Origin of the sequence: Sedimenticola hydrogenitrophicus, from assembly GCF_025175675.1 — a bacterium.
Classification (GTDB): Bacteria; Pseudomonadota; Gammaproteobacteria; order Chromatiales; family Chromatiaceae; genus Sedimenticola; species Sedimenticola hydrogenitrophicus.
In genome coordinates, this window is sequence record NZ_JANIOA010000033.1 from 1 (window position 1) to 18,581 (window position 18,581).

Consider the following 18,581-nt stretch of genomic DNA (forward strand, 5'->3'; position numbering starts at 1 on the left):
AGGCGCGCATAGTCGTTCTATGTAAGTCTTGCCGTAACGCCGAAGGCGGACGAAAAGACCAGCAAGATGTGACCTTTATTTCTTGACAGGCCCTAAGAATCGTCATACGCGAATACAAGCTGTTGTAATTTGATAACTTTCCAAACTTCGTAAGTGTCGACGACATGGCATTGCCCATTTAGGACCTCCCTTCTCCCCTGAGGAGAAGCGCAGGATGAGGCCATATTTTTGAAAGAAAACTCGTAACTACTCACCCGGTCTGTAAGTGATTGTCCTGCCTTGTTGGCCGATCTTGGTGGCGCCTCGAATCCGGCCCCTTTTTCAGATTCAGGCCTGCCCTTGTTTGAGCGAAGCGAGTTTTGTCCAGGGATGGACTTATGCCGCGGAGCCCAAGAGGAGTGGTACAGGGATGTACCGTTTACGGAGCCGAGGATGCAATGGCCGGGAGCGGCTTGGGCAGGCGCTGAAAATGGGGCCGGATTCGAGGAGGCAAGCGATCGTGTGAGGCCGGCAAGGTAGGCCAATCACCCCGTGAGTAGTTACGAAAACTCTATACTTTATTCTTTCAAAAAAAGCAGAATCCAAGACTTGGCCTCGGTCGCCTGCTATGCCGCAGCGGGCAGGTATGCGAAGTGGTTACAGTGTAACCACCCCATGTCTCGGATCGGCTTAGACCGTCCGCTCAGATAACGCCGCAAATCTTCACGTGCTCGACGGCCTTCCTGGTCAGTCGCGGGAATACGCAGAAGACGCTCGCTGCGCCAGACGCGGACAATCCTCACCCGCTGGGGATCGCGCCGGTACACAATGCGAAATGGCGGTTGGATGAGTTCTCGCAGAAAGGGCTGATCGAATTCTGGCACCACCCAGTCCAGGTCGGGATGGTCGACTAGAGTCTGGCCGCACAGGAAGACCTCCGCCACCGGCCTCGCCCCGACATCAGGCACCCCTTGCTCGGCATACCAGGCTCGCACCACCTGAAGATCACGGCGTACGGATTCAGCAAAACTGATGGCCACTGTGGATTTGTAGCGACTAAAGGCCGAGCCTCGCCATGGCCTCGTCGAGGGATACCTCGCGCCCCGCCTCCAGGTCCGCCAGCCCTGCAATCACTGCGCGCATGAAGGCCTGCTCTTCGTCGGCTTTCTCGTAATCAGTGACCGACTGTAGCACGGCAACACCTCGGCCCCGGCTGGCCAGCAATACGGGGCGGTGAGCCTCTGTGGTGTGCTTTACCACCCGTCCCGGGTTCACCTTCAGGTCCGTCAAGGGAACCAAATCCTCGGAAAATTTGATAGTCATGATTGCCTCCACAAATACCTGTAATAGATATCCAAAATAGCACCTGTTACATGGCCTTTAAATCAGTCGCTTAATGCAGCATGGGGTTGGGGATCAGGCATCGTGCGAAGTGATGCCTCGGCGCAAAACAGGATTAAGGAAGAAAACGTCCCGCACGAGGCGGGGAGCTGTCGTTTATTACGACTCGGCTTCCTGTAACCACCCCTTATCGTGCGTCCTGTGCAGCTATTTTTTATCGTACGTGATATATTTCGTGCATTGGCGCATGGCGACTCTTTATTTATCACGCACGATAACTTTTTATTGCCGCCAGCTGATCAAGGTGCTATTTTTTACCGTACGATATCTTTATTGAGAGTGCAGCCATGGCGCAGGATGACATCACTTACGGAACGGTCCAGACCGCCAAGGAACTCGGCCGCCTGGTGCGTACCCATCGCAAGCAGCGGCACCTGACGCTGGAAACGGTCTCCGGCCTCGGCAATTTGAGCACACGTTTTCTGTCGGAGTTCGAGCGCGGCAAGGAGACGGCGGAGATTGGCAAGGTCCTGAAGGCGCTGCGCACGCTGGGTCTGGAGGTGATTATCCAACCGCGCGGCCAAGCGGGCGCCCGGAGCGGTCCCGGCAAGGTCGGTGGGGGCATCTCATGAGCGATCCTGATGTGTTGAATGTTTGGTATGAGCAACATTTGGTTGGTGTCCTCCAGCGCAACCTAGTCGGAGCCGTGGGTTTTCACTACGATCCCGACTGGATCGCGGGCGGCGGCTTTACGGTCTCCCGTTCCCTGCCGCTGGCAGCCCGGGAATTCATTCCTGAAGAAGGCAGCGCCCAGCGCTGGTTTGCCAATCTGTTGCCCGAGGGAGGGGTGCGCGAGCACATCGTCCGCGACCTCAAATTGCCGAATACCGATTTCGACCTCCTGCGCGCCATCGGTGGTGAGTGCGCCGGCGCGCTTTCGATCCTGCCCGTTGACAGGCAGCCATCGAAGCAGCGGCACTATCATGCACTTACGGATAAGGAACTGGCGGACCTGGCTGCGCGGCGGGGGCAGAGCTATGCGTCCTGGCCGGCGGACGAGCGCCCGCGGCTGTCGCTCGCCGGCGCCCAGGACAAGTGCCCGGTGTTCCTACGCGACGATCGCTATTACCTGCCCCAGGGCGAAGCGCCCTCCAGCCACATCCTCAAGTTCGAGCTGGCCAACTACCGCAATCTGCCCGCCTACGAGACCTTCACCACCCAACTGGCTGCGGCCATCGGTTTGCCGGTAGTGGACATCACCCTGCGGTCGATTGGACAGACCCGCTATGCGCAGATCACCCGCTATGACCGCGTATGGGATGAACACGGCGAGGTGCAGCGGCTGCATCAGGAGGATTTTTGTCAGGCCCTGGGTTACGGGCACGAAAGGAAATACCAGGAACACGGCGGGCCATCCTTCGCCCAGTGTTACCGTCTGGTGCAAGAAGTTTCCAGCGAGCCGGCCATCGACACGCAACACCTGCTGCGCTGGCAGATTTTCAATGTGCTGGCGGGCAACTCGGACGGCCACGCCAAAAACCTCTCTCTGCTGCATCTGCCTGATGACACGACGCGTCTGGCGCCGTTCTATGATCTGGTGTGTACCCGTGCCATTGCGCGCATCGACTATCATCTCGCCTTCGATGTGGGTGGTGAGCGCAATCCCAGTGTGATCACACCCGCCCACTGGAAGGCGCTTGCCCAGGCATGCGACGTGCGGCCGCAATTCATGGATAATCTGGTGCGTGAGACCGCAGCGGGTTTGCTGGAGAAGCTCGGGACGGTTCGGGTGGTATTTGAATCTCGTTACGGCGCCTACCCGGCGCTGCAACGCATCGAAAAGGTGGTCTCCACACAGTGCCGGCGTAGCGAGTAGTGGTAGGAGTTACAGTGATTAAGTGAATACGGTAACCACCATACCCCCCATCATTATGCGCCTTGAGGATTGACCTACAGCAGCCGTAGCGGAGAATTGGGATCCGCTGTAATGTCGGAGGTTCGAACCTTTTTCGACAACGCATAAACAAAAAGCCCACCCTTTGGGTGAGCTTTCCGTTTATATGGCGCGCCCGGAAGGATTCGAACCTCCGACCACCTGGTTCGTAGCCAGGTACTCTATCCAACTGAGCTACGGGCGCTTAACTTTGGAGCGCGAATTCTGAAGATTTCTTGCTCCGTTGTCAACTAAATAGCTGACGATGATAATGGCGGAGAGCGAGGGATTCGAACCCTCGATACGCTATTAACGTATACGCCCTTAGCAGGGGCGCGCCTTCAGCCGCTCGGCCAGCTCTCCTGATTCATTTCACGCATTTAATGGTCCTGCGGACCATGCGGGGCGCGTGTTATTCGGTGCCACGCACCACCCCCTACGATGCCGTCCCGATAGAGCAGAACAGCCAGGGCGATACCCTGTCTCGAAAGAGGCGGTATTCTAACCCATTTTTTTTCGTATTGCTTCTATGAATTTCACTTTAAAAACGGTTTTTGAAGGGCCGTTTTTTTGCCCTGTCCGGCCGGATGGCTCAGCCAGGGACACACGCTTTTGTATGAAGGCAACGGGGCCTGAACGGCCCCGTACGGGTAAACGCTTTACTCGTCGTCCACTATATCCTGGTCAGTCTGCTGCTCACGCTTGATGCGCTCGTAAATTTCTTCACGATGCACCGTTACATCACGTGGGGCATTGACACCGATACGGACCTGATTACCTTTGACGCCCAGTACCGTTACGGTCACTTCGTCGCCAATCATCAGAGTCTCACCTACGCGGCGTGTCAAGATCAACATCGTCCAATCTCCCTGTTAAATTTCCAACTGTGACGTCTCGAACACCAACCCTGCCGAGGACTCCATCCTCCGGAAAGTGCACAGAAACGCCGCCAACCAAGCACTTGCGCCACAGGAGATGTGGTGAAAGAGCGATGGAATTCTACCAGCTAACCCATTGAGAAATAAAGGGAATTAAAGGTATATACTGCCGTGTGAATACCTTTCCACTGATAGAGGGAACCGACTCGTCCATATAGGTAGACTCTAGCCTATCTTTGCCGGTTCTGCCGCCAGGTCAAACGCCTCGTGCAGGGCACGGACCCCCAGTTCCAGATACTTCTCGTCGACCACCACCGAGATCTTGATTTCGGAGGTGGAGATCATGCGGATATTGATCCCCTCCTTGGACAGGGCGGCGAACATGGAGCTGGCGATACCGGCGTGTGAGCGCATGCCCACGCCCACCAGGGAGATCTTGACGATGGTGTTATCACCGCTCACCTCCCGCGCACCCAGCTCCTTTGCCACCCCGTTCAGAATGGACACGGCCTTGTCGTAATCGTTGCGATGCACGGTAAAGGTGAAGTCGGTGGTCCCGTCCTGGCCGATGTTCTGGATGATCATGTCCACTTCGATATTGGCATCGGAGATGGGGCCCAGAATCTGGTAGGCCACGCCGGGCTGATCCGGGACCCCCAGGATGGTGAGTTTCGCCTCATCGCGGTTGAACGCGATACCTGAAATTTTTGCGTCTTCCATACCCTTGTCCTCAAAGGTGATCAGGGTTCCCTCGCCCTCTTCGAAACTCGAGAGTACGCGCAGGGGTACATTGTATTTGCCAGCAAATTCGACCGCCCGGATCTGCAGCACCTTGGATCCGAGGCTGGCCATCTCCAGCATCTCTTCAAATGATATCTTGCTCATGCGGCGCGCCTTCGGCTCCACCCGCGGATCGGTGGTGTAGACCCCGTCCACATCGGTGAAGATCTGGCACTCGTCGGCCTTCAGCGCCGCCGCCAGGGCCACCGCCGTGGTATCCGAACCGCCGCGGCCGAGGGTGGTGATGCTGCCCTGCTCGTCGATGCCCTGGAACCCGGCCACCACCACCACGCAACCGGCGTCGAGGTCGGCCTTGACCTTGATATCATCGATATCCTGGATACGTGCCTTGCTGTGGGCGCTGTCGGTGAGGATATGCACCTGGCCGCCGGTGTAGGATTTCGCCGGGCAACCGATCTTGTGCAGGGCCATGGAGAGCAACGCGATGGTCACCTGCTCGCCGGTCGACACCAGGACGTCCATCTCCCGCGCGGAGGGGTGTTCCTCGATCGCCTTGGCCAGCGCGATCAGCCGGTTGGTCTCGCCGGACATGGCGGAGACCACCACCACGACCTGGTCGCCATGGTTTCGTGCCGCCGCGACCTTTGCGGCCACCGCCTGTATCCGCTCGATGCTGCCGACCGATGTGCCACCGTATTTCTGTACGATAAGGGCCATTGATTCTGCTACTCGCTTTCCAGTTACATGATCTCGCCCGGCGCAAGGCCGGGCGTCCGAAGGGGGCTAATTAAACAATAAAATATGCGCGGTTTCCACGGTTTCGTAAGCGGCTGCCGTCTACTGCCCCAGCGCCTCACGCACCCAGCCCTCGACCGAGGCCAGGGCGCCGGGCAGGGCCGCCGGGTCGCTGCCGCCGGCCTGGGCCATGTCGGGCCGGCCACCGCCCTTGCCGCCCACCTGTTCGGCGACGAATTTCACCAGCTCGCCCGCCTTCAGGGTCGGGATCTGGTCCTTGGTGACGCCGGCCACCAGGCTGACCTTGTCGCCACTGACTGCCGCCAGCAGGATCACCGCGCTGCCCAGCTTGTTTTTCAGCTGGTCCAGGGTGTCGCGCAGGTCCTTGGGATCGACCCCGTCGAGCTTGGCGGCCAGTACCTTGACGCCCGCCACTTCGACGGCGCTGCCGGCCAGGTCGCTGCCGGCCGCGCTGGCCAGCTTGCTCTTCAGCTGCTCCAGCTCTTTCTCCAGGCGCCGGCTGCGTTCCACCAGTTGGGTCACCTTGTCCGCCACATCGTCGCGGCCGGATTTGACCAGGTCGGCGATCCGTTGCAGCCGGTTCTCGTCCGCCTCCACCCATTGCAGGGCGGCGGCGCCGGTCACCGCCTCGATGCGCCGCACGCCGGAGGCGATGCCGGTTTCCGAGACAATCTTGAACAGGCCGATGTCGCCCACCGCCTTGACGTGGGTGCCGCCACACAGCTCGGTGGAGAAGTCGCCCATGCGCAAGACCCGCACGTTGTCGCCGTACTTCTCACCGAACAGCGCCATCGCGCCGCTCGCCTTGGCATCCTCCAGGGACATGATGCGGGTCTGCACGGTGTGGTTCTCGCGGATCTGCTCGTTGACCATGCGCTCGATCTCCTGGAGCTGCTCACGGCTGACCGGCTCGAAGTGGGAGAAGTCGAAGCGCAGGCGCTCGGCATTGACCAGCGAGCCCTTCTGTTGGACATGCTCGCCCAGCACCCGCTGCAGCGCGGCGTGCATCAGGTGGGTGGCGGAGTGGTTGAGCGCGGTGGCGGCGCGCTTGCCGGCGTCGACCCGGGCCAGCACCTCGCTGCCGACCTGGAGCGAGGCGCCCTGGAAACGGCCACTGTGGACAAACACGTCGCCACCCTGCTTGCGGGTGTCGGTGACGATGAAGCGGGTGTCGCCACACTCCAGGACCCCCGCATCACCCACCTGACCGCCTGACTCGGCATAGAACGGGGTGCGGTCCAGCACCACTAGCCCCGCCTCGCCATCCCCCAGGGTGTCGACCGATTGGCCGTCCTGGAACAGGGCGATGATGGTCGCCTTGCTCTCCAGCCGCTCATAGCCGGTAAACTCGGTGGCGCCGTCGAGATTGATCTCCACCTTCTGGGCGCCGCCGAACTGGCTGGCGGCACGCGCCCGTTCCCGCTGCGCCTGCATCGCCAGCTCGAAACCGGGCATATCCAGGGTCAGATCCCGCTCGCGGGCGATATCCGCGGTCAGGTCGGTGGGGAAGCCGTAGGTATCGTAGAGCTTGAACACGGTCTCGCCCGGGATCTCCTTGCCGGCCAGTGATTCGATGGTCTGATCGAGGATCTTCATCCCCTGTTCCAGGGTCTCGGCAAAGCGCTCCTCTTCCAGGCGCAGCACCCGCCGCACCTGATCGGCCGCCTTGGGCAGCTCGGGATAGGCCGCGCCCATCTCCTGGCTCAGCGGCTCCACCAGCTTGTGGAAGAAGGGCTGTTTCATGCCCAGCATGTAACCGTGGCGAATGGCGCGGCGGATGATACGGCGCAGGACGTAGCCGCGCCCCTCGTTGGAGGGCAGCACGCCGTCGACGATAAGGAAGGCGCAGGAGCGGATGTGATCGGCAACCACCCGCAGGGACTTCTCTTCCAGGTTGCCGCAGCCGGTGGCCTCGGCGGCGGCCTTGATCAGGTGCTGGAACAGGTCGATTTCGTAGTTGCTGTGCACATGCTGCAGCACCGCCGCCAGCCGCTCCAGGCCCATGCCGGTATCCACCGAGGGTCGCGGCAGCGGGGTCATCTCGCCGGACTGGTCGCGGTTGAACTGCATGAACACCAGATTCCAGATCTCGATATAGCGGTCGCCGTCCTCTTCCGGGGAGCCGGGAGGTCCGCCCCACACCTCCGGGCCGTGGTCGTAGAAGATCTCCGAACAGGGCCCGCAGGGGCCGGTATCGCCCATGGACCAGAAGTTGTCCTTGGCGCCGCAACGGGAGAAGCGGCCCGGGTCGACCTTCATCTCCTTGAGCCAGATATCCTCGGCCTCCTGGTCCTCCTCGAACACCGTTACCCAGAGCTTCTCTTCCGGCAGGCCCAGCACCTCGGTGAGGAACTCCCAGGCGTACTGAATCGCCTCGCGCTTGAAGTAGTCGCCGAAGCTGAAGTTGCCCAGCATCTCGAAAAAGGTGTGATGCCGCGCGGTGTAGCCGACATTTTCCAGGTCGTTGTGTTTGCCGCCGGCGCGCACGCAGCGCTGGGAAGTGGTGGCGCGCACATAGTCGCGCTTCTCCCGTCCCAGGAAGGTGTCCTTGAACTGCACCATGCCGGCATTGGTAAACAGCAGCGTGGGGTCGTCATGGGGCACCAGCGAGCTGCTGGGAACCTCCGTATGTCCCTTCTCGATAAAGAAGTTCAGGAAGGCGGTGCGTAATTCGGCGCTGGTCTTCATACAGGCTAGACTTTGTGATTGAACGAAATGGTGGATATTAGGCAGAACGACGGGCGTTGTCACCTGCAATTCTACGGAAATCGCCCGGGGAGAACAAATGGCCCCGGCCGCCGCCAGGCCACCCGATGAAGTGCCTGCCCGCCGAAACCCGCGACTTGGACATCCGCCCGATCCGCCGTAAGATGTGCGGCCCTTTCAGCAGACCCCGGTAGCAGAAGATGCAGATCAGCAACGACAAGGTAGTGACCATCGAATACACCATGACCGACCAGCTGGGCAATCTGCTGGACACCTCGGACAACGGTGAGACCGTTTCCTTCATCCACGGTCGGGGGACGGTATTCCCCGCCCTGGAGGAGGCGCTGGATGGCCGGTCCATCGGCGAGCGGTTGCAGCTCACCCTGACCCCGGAGCAGGCTTACGGCGCCACCGACGAGCGCCTGGTCAAGGTGATCCCGCGGGACAAGTTCAAGCTCGAGGGGGAGATCGCCGTCGGACGCCGCTTCAAGACCCTCCGCGACGACACCGAGGTGGTGGTCACCGTGGTCAAGGTGGACGACGAGAGCGTGGTGGTGGACGCCAATCCGCCGCTGGCCGGCGTTACCATCCAGATGGACGTGGTGATCGTCGAGGTGCGCGACGCCATCGCCGAGGAGCTGGCCAGCGGCCAGGTCCAGGACATGGACGAGATCTACGAGAAGGAGCAGAAGAAGAGCGTCATCGTCGAGCTGAAGTAGCTGACACCTCCGGTAAAGCCGCGGCTTCCACAAGCGCCCCTCCCGCCGCTAATGGCTCGCGCAAGAACAAGTTCCGGTATTCGGTCGCCCGTGGGCACAGTCATCGATGTACGACCCTGCCCGGTCGGCGGGCATCGCCCTGCCTATGGGTAGGGTTTTGCACTAACGTCAGGAAGTGGAGACGCAGGCCACATCCTCGAATAACCGGCCGGATAGTAGTCGACTACGGCGCGAAGCCGGTGTCCGGGTTATTCCACAGGAAGTCGCGAATCAGTTCGCTGGGGAAACCGCGGTATTCGAGAAAACGGGCGCGCCTGGCCTGCTCCTTGAAATCGGCCGGCGGGGAGTCGCCAAATTTGCGGCGGCAGCAGGCACGCATCTGATCCCGCCACTCGTCGTCCCGGGGATCGGTCTGGGGATCGATCAGGGTGGATGCCACACCCCGCTCCTGCAGCTCCTGTCTGATCCTGACGGGTCCGAATCCCTTCTGTTTACGGCTGCTGACATACTGCTCGACGAAACGGGCGTCGCTCAGGTACCCCTGCAGCTCCAGCCCGTCCAGCACCCGCTCCAGCAATGCCGAGGTTTCACATCGGGACTGCAGCTTCCTGCGCAGTTCAACCCGGCTGTGCTCCCGGATCGCGAGCAGGCGGAGGGCCGCCTGCTCCAGCTCCGCCCGCGCCCGATCCACCCGGGCCTGCTCCATGCTCTCGGGCACCTCAGACCTCGATGCCGGCCTCGGCCTCATCCGACTTCACCTCGGGTTTGGGGAAGGCCTGCGCGCGGATCTGATCCTCCAGGTGCTGGGCGATATCCCGGTTCTCCTTGAGGAAATTGCGCACATTGTCCTTGCCCTGGCCGATACGGTCACCGTTGTAGCTGTACCAGGCGCCGGATTTCTCCACCAGCCCGTACTGCACACCCAGATCGATCAGCTCGCCCTCGCGGGAGATACCCTCGCCATAAAGAATCTCGAAGTTGACCTGTTTGAAGGGCGGAGCCACCTTGTTCTTCACCACCTTGACCTTGGTCTCGTTGCCGATCACCTCGTCGCCCTTCTTGATGGCGCCGGTACGACGGATATCCAGGCGCACCGAGGAGTAGAACTTGAGGGCGTTACCACCGGTGGTGGTCTCCGGGTTGCCGAACATCACGCCGATCTTCATGCGGATCTGGTTGATGAAGATGACCACGCAGTTGGAACGCTTGATATTGGCCGTCAGTTTGCGCAACGCCTGGGACATCAGGCGCGCCTGCAGGCCGACGTGGATGTCGCCCATGTCGCCCTCGATCTCCGCCTTGGGGGTCAGTGCCGCCACCGAATCGACCACCACCACGTCCACCGCGCCGGAGCGCACCAGCATGTCGGTAATCTCCAGCGCCTGCTCGCCGGTATCGGGCTGGGAGACCAGCAGCTCATCCACGTTGACCCCCAGCTTCTCGGCATACTGGGGATCCAGGGCGTGCTCGGCATCGACAAAGGCCGCCGTGCCGCCCAGTTTCTGGGCCTCCGCCACCACATGCAGGGTGAGGGTGGTCTTGCCCGAGGATTCCGGACCGTAGATCTCGATCACCCGCCCCTTGGGCACACCCCCGACCCCGAGCGCGATATCCAGATTGATCGATCCGGTGGAGATCACCTCGATGTTTTTGAGCGCCGTACCGTCACCCATGCGCATCACCGCACCCTTGCCGAACTGTTTCTCGATCTGACTCAGTGCGGCACCCAAAGCCTTCTTGCGATTTTCGTCCATTGCTTCCCCCGGTTTGACTGTAGGCGACATCCCGCCACCCATTAAGTTCTACTGATGTTCTCCATTATTACACAGCGGCAGGCTCAAGTCATGAGTCCGTTCAGAATTTATTACTCCATCAGCCGGGACCCCCCGGCGGGAATTACAGGTACAATCGGTCCGGTGTATCTTTTCGCCTTTCGCCACTAACTCAGGAATCCGTGCATGTTATCAGGAGAGACCGCCGGCATCGCCAACTATCCGTTACGCAACCAGCTGGCCAGCGAAGTCCACGCCCGCCCCTATGAACAGCTGACCGCCCCGGTGCAGGCGAGCCATCTGGCGATCCTCTCGGACGAGAGCCTGCTGCCGCAAGAGCGGGAGATGATCGCGGCGCTGTGCGAGCGCTTCCGGGTGGCGCCGCCATCCCCCTCCGCACGCCACCACAGCGCCGACTTGGGGGTGTTCCGGTTGAAGTGGGAGCGCCACAGCGAATTCTCCAGCTACACCTTTTTTCACAACGCCCCGTTTGAGCAGCCGTTTCAGGAGACCGCCATCAACCGGGTGCCGACCGACTGGCTGGCGCAGTTGCCGGGTAAACTCCTGACCGCGACCCACCTGGCCCTGGCCCCCCAAACCTACCCCAACCAGGAGATCGAGGAGCTGGCCACCCTGTTCGCCAGCAACACGGTGACCGGATCGCTGGTGGCCGGCGGGGCTGCCCGGGTCTGGACCGACTTCCATATCCATGCCGACTGCTTCAGCCGCTTCCTGATCCAGGACAATCACCTGCGCAGCCGCCAGGCCGGGCGCCTGCTGCAGCGCCTGTGCGAGCTGGAGCAGTACCGTCTGCTGGCCCTGCTCGCCTTCCCGCTGGCCCAGCAGTACGGTCAGCAGCTCGGCCAGCTGGACCAGGCGCTGACCAGTCTGACCGGCGAGATCGTCGACATCGACAACCTGGAGGACGAACACCACGCGCTGGACCAATTGACCGGACTGGCCGCGCAGGTGGAACAGATCGCCTCCAGCACCAGCTACCGCTTCAGCGCCGCCGACGCCTATGACGACATTATCCAGCAGCGCCTGGCCGAGTTGCGCGAGGAGCGCATCCAGGGGGTGCAGATGCTGCACGAGTTCATGCAGCGGCGGCTGGCGCCGGCCATGCACACCTGCCGCTCGGTGGACCAGCGCATCCAGGCCCTGGCCACCCGGGTGGCCCGCGCCTCCAACCTGCTGCGTACCCGGGTCGATGTGAGCATGGAGGGACAGACCAAGGACCTGCTCCGCTCCATGGACCGGCGCGCCCATCTGCAGCTGCGCATGCAGGAGACAGTGGAGGGGCTCTCGGTGGTGGTGCTCAGCTACTACCTGCTGGGCCTGGTGGGCTATGGCCTGAAGGGGCTCAAGTCGGCCGGTATCGGCATCAATGTCGAACTGGGTACCGGCCTCGCCATCCCGCTGGTGGTGGCCGCGGTGTTCTTCGGGGTGCGGCGGCTGAAGCGGCTGGCGGGGCATACGGAGGGGTGATTCACTCCGGTGCGATCGGAGTCAAGCCATTGATGCGGTTCGTGTTACTCACCGCATCCTACGATGGTGGGGCCGCACCGGGGTTCTGTCCTTGCCGGGCGGCGGGATTCGGACACAGATCGTAGGATGCCGGTGAGCCTGCGAACCGCATCATGCGCGAACAAGTTGGTAGGCGCGTCAACCGTAACCTGCAATCCGGACAGGGTGCGCGTATTACAATAGAGCCAGCGCCCCCTGTAGCGCCACCACCACCGCCTGCCGACGCACCGCCTCCCGGTCGCCGGAAAAATGGTGACAGACGGCGACCGCCGCCTCGCCCCGGCGCTGCCAGGCAAACCAGACAGTGCCCACCGGCTTCTCCGGGGTACTGCCCCCGGGGCCGGCGATACCGCTAACCGAGAGCGCCAGTTCGGCGCGGCTGTGAGCCAGGGCGCCGGCCGCCATCTCCCGCACCACCGGCTCGCTGACGGCACCGTGGGCCGCCAGGGTCTCTGCCCGCACCCCCAGCATCTCCTGCTTGGCCGGGTTGCTGTAGGTAACGAAGCCGCGCTCGAACCAGTCGCTGCTGCCGGCGATATCGGTCAGTACCTTGGCGATCCAGCCGCCGGTACAGGACTCGGCGGCGGCCAGTTTCAGCTTCCTGTCCAGCAGCCGGGCGGCCAGTTCACGGGCCGGTTGTTCCAGTTCATTATTCATAGCGGACAGTATCTGGGTTCACCCGGGCCGGCGCAAGCCACACAACACCCGCCGGCGTCCCTTTTGCCAGATCGGGCCTGACCGTCCGGCCGATTTCGGCTACACTGTGCGGCCCTGAAGCATCAACCCGGAAGCTGCTATGCAAATCCTCTGTGAACACAAGGCCTCGCCGGCCAAGCTGGAGATCCTCGGCGTCTTCGAGTGGCCCATCTGGGAGAAGGAGATCTCCGAGTTTCCCTGGCAATATGAGCGCACCGAGGTCTGCTACTTCCTGCGCGGCCAGGTGGAGGTGACCCCCGACGGCGGCCAGCCAGAGAGCTTCGGCCGCGGCGATCTGGTCACCTTTCCGGCCGGCCTCTCCTGCACCTGGAAGATCCTCAAGCCGGTCGAGAAACACTACAGCTTTGAATAAACCCATACCCGACAAACTGGACAACGACCACCGCACAGCGCCATGAACCACACCGCCAGCCCCGCCCACACCCCAATGATGCAGCAGTACCTGCGCATCAAGGCAGACTACCCGGACATGCTGGTGTTCTATCGCATGGGGGATTTCTATGAACTCTTCTATGGCGACGCGGAGCGGGCCGCGCGGCTGCTCAACATCACCCTGACAAAACGCGGCCAGTCGGCAGGCCAGCCGATCCCCATGGCCGGCATCCCCTACCACGCCGCCGAGGGCTATCTGGCCAAGCTGGTCAAACAGGGCGAGTCGGTGGCGATCTGCGAGCAGGTGGGCGATCCGGCCACCAGCAAGGGGCCGGTGGAGCGCAAGGTACAACGCATCGTCACCCCCGGCACCGTGACCGACGACGCCCTGCTCGAGGAGCGGCGCGACAACCTGCTGGCGGCCCTTTTCGAACAGGGCGACCACTTCGGTCTCGCCATCCTCGATCTGAGCAGCGGCCGCTTCGTGGTGCAGCAGTTGCGGGGGGCCGAGGCGCTGGCCGGCGAACTGGAGCGGCTGCGTCCGGCGGAGCTGCTGCTGATGGAGGATTATGCCCTGCCCGGAGGGATCAGCGCCCCAGGCGGCACCAAGCACGGCACCACCACCCGCCCAGCCTGGCACTTCGACCGGGAGAGCGCGGAACGGCTGCTGACCCGCCAGTTCGGCACCCGCGACCTGGGCGGCTTCGGCTGCGCCGACCTGCCGCTGGCCATCGGCGCCGCCGGCTGCCTGCTGCAGTACGTGAAGGACACCCAGCAGAGCGCCCTGCCCCACCTGCGCGGGCTCTCGGTGGAGCGGCGCGAGGAGGCGATCATCATCGACGCCGCCACCCGCCGCAACCTGGAGCTGGACCACAGCCTCAGCGGCCAGAACCAGCACACCCTGGCGGGCATCCTCGATCGCACCACCACCCCCATGGGCAGTCGCCTGCTGCGGCGCTGGATCAACCGCCCGCTACGCGACATCGGCCAGGTGCGGGAGCGCCACGACGCCATCGGCCTGCTGTTGCAACAGCAGGCGTTTCCCGCCCTGCGCGAGTGCCTGCAGGGCATCGGCGATATCGAACGTATTCTCGCCCGGGTGGCGCTGAAGAGCGCACGGCCGCGCGACCTGGCGACCCTGCGCGACTCACTGGCCCAGCTGCCGGCCCTGCAATCCCTGTTGGCCAGTCTGGACGCCCCGCTGCTGCGGTGGCTGGCCGGCGAGTGCGGCACCCATCCCGACACCGTCGGGCTGTTGCAGCGCGCCGTCATCGAGCAGCCGCCGATGCTGATCCGCGACGGCGGGGTGCTGGCCGAAGGTTACGACGGGGAACTGGACGAGCTGCGCGATCTGTCCCAGAACGCCGACCAGTTCCTGCTCGACCTGGAGAGCCGGGAGCGGGCACGCACCGGCATCGCCAACCTGAAAGTGAGCTACAACCGGGTGCACGGCTACTACATCGAGATCAACCGCAGCAAGTCCGAGGAGGTCCCCGACGACTATGTGCGCCGCCAGACCCTCAAGGGCAGCGAGCGCTTCATCACTCCGGAGCTGAAGAAGTTCGAGGACCGGGTACTGTCGGCGCGGGAGCGCGCCCTGGCGCGGGAGAAGCTGCTCTACGAGGCGCTGCTGGAGACCCTGCAGGCGGTCATTGCCCCGCTGCAGCAGTGCGCCGCCGCGCTGGCGGCGCTGGATGTGCTCGGCAACTTCGCGGAACGGGCCGAGAGCCTGCGGCTCACTCCGCCACAGTTGGACGAGACCCCCGGCATCCGCATCGAGGAGGGCCGCCACCCGGTGGTGGAGCAGGTGAGCGACGCCCCCTTTGTCGCCAACAGCGTCGACTTCGACGAGCAGCGGCGCATCCTCATCATCACCGGCCCCAACATGGGCGGCAAGTCCACCTACATGCGCCAGACCGCGCTGATCGTGCTGCTCGCCTACGCCGGCAGCTTCGTGCCCGCGGCGGCGGCGCGCATCGGCCCGGTGGACCGCATCTTCTCGCGCATCGGCGCCTCCGACGACCTGGCTGGCGGCCGCTCCACCTTCATGGTGGAGATGGAGGAGACCGCCAACATCCTGCACAACGCCAGCGAGCAGAGCCTGGTGCTGATGGACGAGATCGGCCGCGGCACCAGTACCTTCGACGGCCTCTCCCTGGCCTGGGCCTGCGCCGTGGAGCTGGCCACCCGGATCCGCGCCTTCACCCTGTTCGCCACCCACTATTTCGAGCTCACCACCCTGCCGGAGGAGTACCCGGGGATCGCCAACGTGCACCTGGACGCGGTAGAGCACGGCGACTCCATCGTCTTCCTGCACGCGGTACGGGAGGGCCCGGCCAACCAGAGTTACGGCCTGCAGGTGGCGGCCCTGGCCGGAGTCCCGCGCCCCATCATCAAACGCGCCGGGCAGCGGCTGCGGGAACTGGAACTGGCGGCGCAGCGCCACACCGACCAGCACACCAGCCAGCTCTCCCTGTTCGCCCCGGAGTCCGAGCCGGCGCCTCCTGCACCCGCCCTGGTGGCGCTGCAGCAGCTTGATCCCGACGAGCTAACCCCCCGGGAGGCGCTGGAGGCCCTCTACCGGCTGAAATCGCTGTGTGATTGAGGCGCGTCGCGACAGCATTATTGATGGGGGGTGCACCTACCGGTGGTTGTGGGCTGCACCGGCTACTGGACGAAGGAGATCTCCGCCCGATACTCGCCCACTTCCACCACATCCCCCTCGTGCAGCTGCACGCCGCCCTTGGAGTCGATCTCCTTGTCATTGATGCGCGGAAAGCTGGAACCGCCGATGTGCAGCAGGTAGAAGCCCTGGGGGCGGCGTGCGATCACCGCCACGTTCTCCCCGGGCTTGCCGATGGTGTAGAGTGAGCGGTCGATCTTCTCCTGATGCCCCTTGTTCGGCCCGCGCATGAAGTGCAGGGTGGCGCTCTTGGGCTGGAGTTTTCTGACTGGCCGGGTCTGACCGGCACGGGCAGCGGCAACCGCCTGGGGCTGGAGCACCACCGTCTTGTCCAGGTCCTCGTCCGCGGCCCCCTCGGGCACGTCGTCCAGCATATCCAGCAGAAAACTGCCAATTACCAACTGGTCCCCCGGTTTCAGCACATGCTTGGTGACGGCGCGCCCATTCAGCTGGGTGCCATTGGTGCTGCCCAGATCCTCGATATAGAGGTCGGTGTAGATGCGGCGGATGGTGGCATGGTGTCGGCTTACCGACGGATCATTAAGCTGCAGATCGGACTCCGCGTCCCTCCCGATGGTAACTATCTGCTTATCGATCGGAACCTCATCCACCAGCGCATCATCTTTCTTAATAACCAGCTTTTCCATCGTTACTCCAGACCATGAATGTAGGGCCTTATTCACCTTAAGATTGTGGGCACACCAGTGCCAGTGACACATTGTCCAGACCGCCATTATCCAGCGCGGTTTGCAGCAGGCGACCGGCGGCCTGCTCGATATCGCCATCCACTTCCAGCAGGATGCCCAGCATGTCCCGATTCGACACCATGTTGCTGAGCCCGTCCGAGCAGATCAGGTAGAGATCGTCCGCCTCCACCGCCGCGCTGGCGACGTCCACCTCGACCGTCTCCTGGATGCCCAGTCCACGCAGCAGAATATTACCCTTGACCCCGGCGTCCAGCGCCTCCTCGATGGAGTCGAACATCCCTTCATCCACCAGTGCCTGGACCATGGAATGATCCCGGGTCAACTGCTCCAGCCGGCCGTTGCGCAGGCGGTAGAGCCGGGAGTCGCCGACATGCCCGTAGTGCACCCGCTGATCGCAAAACAGGGCCATCACCACCGTAGTGGCCATCCCTTCGTAGGCCGGCTCGGACTGCACGGCGGAGCGGATCGCCTCATTGGCCACCTCCATCGCCGCGCGGATGTGCCGCTCCGACGGTTCCGCACATTCACCAGTATAGAGTGGCAACAGCTCGGCGGTAATGGTTTCGACCGCCAGTTGACTGGCCACCTCGCCGGCATTGTACCCCCCCATGCCATCGGCCAGGACCACCAGGCCGTGCTCCTCGAGCACCGCCACGTTATCCTCGTTAATCTCCCGAACCCATCCCTTGTCGGAACGGGTGACGGCGCTGATGGACATTAGATTCATAATTTGTAAGCTGATCCTGACACGGCCCGCAACCGATAACGCTCATAGCGTAATAATGTCTTTCCATGACCATGGCCCTTCCTGACCGGGGTATCGGCGGCCTTTCCGTTCCCCTTGAATGTTCTTCCACTATGGCGAAAGAATCTGTAAACGACAGCACATTTCCGCAACCCGGAAAATCCAGCTTCGATGATCCGGCACGGTTGACACACCCTGCCCCCCCGTCATGCCGGATCCAGGTGTCCGCCGGGCTTCACCGATAGACTTCTAGGGCTTCAAGCGCCGTATTTTACCCAGAACTTCGTACAGCCGCTCGGCCGAAACATAGCCCGGCAGCATATCCCCGTTCTCCAGCACGATGACCGGCGCACCGGAGATACCCATACGTCCACCCAACCGCCAATGGTCTCCGACCGGATTGACACAGCTCGCCGCTTCCACCGCTTCACCGGCCATCGCCTCGCGCAGTGCCCGAGTCCGGTCCGGGGAGCACCAGACGGCCGCCGCCTTGTCGAAGGAACTGCTCTCCAGCCCGGCCCGGGGGTAGAACAGATAGCGCACCCGGATCCCCCGGCGGGTGTATTGCTCGATCTCCTGGTGCAGCTTGCGGCTGTAGGCGCTGTCGATATCGGTGAACACGGTGACGCTGTAGCGGGCCGGTCCCGCGGGCTCGAAGATCAGCATGTTCTGCTCACCAATCGCATCGACGGCCGCCACGGTCACTTCGTTGAGACGGGGATTGGTGAGGTTTTTTTGCTGCTCCAGGTCGATGATCTCACCCTCGATCAGGTAGCGGCCGTCCCCGGTCACATAGACCAGCCGCGCCCCCACCACCACTTCAAAAAGACCGGGTATCGGTGTGGGACGGATGCTGTCGGGCAGGACATCCGGCAGCAGCAGGGCCAGGCTCTGGCGCACCTGGGCAATCTGCCGATCGCCGGACGGGGCGGCCCCCGGCGCGGTCGAGATGGACAACAGCAGCCACGGGACCAGCCAGCGGAACAGGCGCGTGCAGCAGACCAT

General features: G+C 62.7%; 16 protein-coding genes, 2 tRNA genes and 1 pseudogene. 6 read left to right on the forward strand and 13 right to left on the reverse strand.

The window, feature by feature from the left end:
- Window positions 1–734: 734 nt before the first annotated feature.
- Both NPX02_RS15880 and NPX02_RS15885 read right to left on the reverse strand, forming a co-directional pair.
- Window positions 735–1,019, reverse strand: a pseudogene (locus NPX02_RS15880) (type II toxin-antitoxin system RelE/ParE family toxin); the annotation flags it as partial.
- 16 nt (window positions 1,020–1,035) lie between these two features.
- Window positions 1,036–1,302 (reverse strand): type II toxin-antitoxin system Phd/YefM family antitoxin, encoded by a 267-nt coding sequence (locus tag NPX02_RS15885; RefSeq protein ID WP_260294762.1) that lies wholly within the window; start codon window positions 1,300–1,302, stop codon window positions 1,036–1,038.
- 365 nt (window positions 1,303–1,667) lie between these two features.
- On the opposite strand from NPX02_RS15885, the gene NPX02_RS15890 reads away from it, so the two are divergent.
- Together NPX02_RS15890 and NPX02_RS15895 are read left to right on the forward strand one after the other, a co-directional pair.
- The gene (locus NPX02_RS15890) at window positions 1,668–1,952 is read left to right on the forward strand and encodes a helix-turn-helix domain-containing protein (protein ID WP_260294763.1); all 285 of its coding nucleotides are present in this window, start codon (window positions 1,668–1,670) and stop codon (window positions 1,950–1,952) included.
- Complete coding sequence (locus tag NPX02_RS15895) at window positions 1,949–3,196, forward strand: type II toxin-antitoxin system HipA family toxin (RefSeq protein WP_260294764.1); 1,248 nt, start codon at window positions 1,949–1,951, stop codon at window positions 3,194–3,196. Before NPX02_RS15890 ends, NPX02_RS15895 begins: the two co-directional genes overlap by 4 nt.
- Before the next feature lie 185 nt (window positions 3,197–3,381).
- Here NPX02_RS15895 and NPX02_RS15900 read toward each other — a convergent pair.
- From NPX02_RS15900 to alaS, 5 genes are all read right to left on the reverse strand, one after another.
- Window positions 3,382–3,458: transfer RNA gene (locus NPX02_RS15900), tRNA-Arg, on the reverse strand.
- A gap of 67 nt (window positions 3,459–3,525) precedes the next feature.
- A tRNA-Ser gene (locus tag NPX02_RS15905) sits at window positions 3,526–3,616 on the reverse strand.
- A 296-nt stretch (window positions 3,617–3,912) separates the two neighbouring features.
- A complete protein-coding gene (gene csrA / locus NPX02_RS15910) occupies window positions 3,913–4,110 on the reverse strand; it encodes a carbon storage regulator CsrA (protein ID WP_260294765.1) in 198 nt (65 codons plus the stop codon).
- Between the two features lie 246 nt (window positions 4,111–4,356).
- A complete protein-coding gene (locus NPX02_RS15915) occupies window positions 4,357–5,589 on the reverse strand; it encodes an aspartate kinase (protein WP_260294766.1) in 1,233 nt (410 codons plus the stop codon).
- Window positions 5,590–5,709: 120 nt separating this feature from the next.
- Entirely contained in the window at window positions 5,710–8,316 is a 2,607-nt protein-coding gene (gene alaS / locus NPX02_RS15920; RefSeq protein ID WP_260294767.1) for an alanine--tRNA ligase, read from the reverse strand.
- A gap of 218 nt (window positions 8,317–8,534) precedes the next feature.
- Between alaS and NPX02_RS15925 the strand changes: the two genes are divergently transcribed.
- A complete protein-coding gene (locus NPX02_RS15925; RefSeq protein WP_260294768.1) occupies window positions 8,535–9,053 on the forward strand; it encodes an FKBP-type peptidyl-prolyl cis-trans isomerase in 519 nt (172 codons plus the stop codon).
- 223 nt (window positions 9,054–9,276) lie between these two features.
- Here NPX02_RS15925 and NPX02_RS15930 read toward each other — a convergent pair whose 3' ends face one another.
- A complete protein-coding gene (locus NPX02_RS15930) occupies window positions 9,277–9,771 on the reverse strand; it encodes a regulatory protein RecX (protein WP_260294769.1) in 495 nt (164 codons plus the stop codon).
- Between the two features lies 1 nt (window position 9,772).
- A complete protein-coding gene (gene recA / locus NPX02_RS15935) occupies window positions 9,773–10,807 on the reverse strand; it encodes a recombinase RecA (protein WP_260294770.1) in 1,035 nt (344 codons plus the stop codon).
- Between the two features lie 204 nt (window positions 10,808–11,011).
- On the opposite strand from recA, the gene NPX02_RS15940 reads away from it, so the two are divergent.
- A complete protein-coding gene (locus tag NPX02_RS15940) occupies window positions 11,012–12,313 on the forward strand; it encodes a DUF3422 family protein (RefSeq protein WP_260294771.1) in 1,302 nt (433 codons plus the stop codon).
- Between the two features lie 213 nt (window positions 12,314–12,526).
- Here NPX02_RS15940 and pncC read toward each other — a convergent pair whose 3' ends face one another.
- On the reverse strand, window positions 12,527–13,009 hold the full coding sequence (pncC, locus tag NPX02_RS15945) for a nicotinamide-nucleotide amidase (RefSeq protein ID WP_260294772.1): 483 nt from the start codon (window positions 13,007–13,009) through the stop codon (window positions 12,527–12,529).
- 139 nt (window positions 13,010–13,148) lie between these two features.
- Between pncC and NPX02_RS15950 the strand changes: the two genes are divergently transcribed.
- Both NPX02_RS15950 and mutS read left to right on the forward strand, forming a co-directional pair.
- On the forward strand, window positions 13,149–13,421 hold the full coding sequence (locus NPX02_RS15950) for a cupin domain-containing protein (protein WP_260294773.1): 273 nt from the start codon (window positions 13,149–13,151) through the stop codon (window positions 13,419–13,421).
- 42 nt (window positions 13,422–13,463) lie between these two features.
- Window positions 13,464–16,046, forward strand: a complete 2,583-nt coding sequence (gene mutS / locus NPX02_RS15955; protein WP_260294774.1) for a DNA mismatch repair protein MutS — start codon at window positions 13,464–13,466, stop codon at window positions 16,044–16,046.
- A gap of 62 nt (window positions 16,047–16,108) precedes the next feature.
- Here the strand turns inward: mutS and NPX02_RS15960 are convergent, their stop codons facing one another.
- The 3 genes from NPX02_RS15960 to NPX02_RS15970 all read right to left on the reverse strand — a co-directional run bounded on the left by NPX02_RS15960 (window position 16,109) and on the right by NPX02_RS15970 (window position 18,581).
- Window positions 16,109–16,771, reverse strand: coding sequence for an FHA domain-containing protein (locus NPX02_RS15960; protein WP_260294775.1), 663 nt, complete (start codon window positions 16,769–16,771; stop codon window positions 16,109–16,111).
- Between the two features lie 37 nt (window positions 16,772–16,808).
- A complete protein-coding gene (locus NPX02_RS15965; RefSeq protein ID WP_260294776.1) occupies window positions 16,809–17,558 on the reverse strand; it encodes a PP2C family protein-serine/threonine phosphatase in 750 nt (249 codons plus the stop codon).
- A gap of 267 nt (window positions 17,559–17,825) precedes the next feature.
- Entirely contained in the window at window positions 17,826–18,581 is a 756-nt protein-coding gene (locus NPX02_RS15970) for a DsbC family protein (protein WP_260294777.1), read from the reverse strand.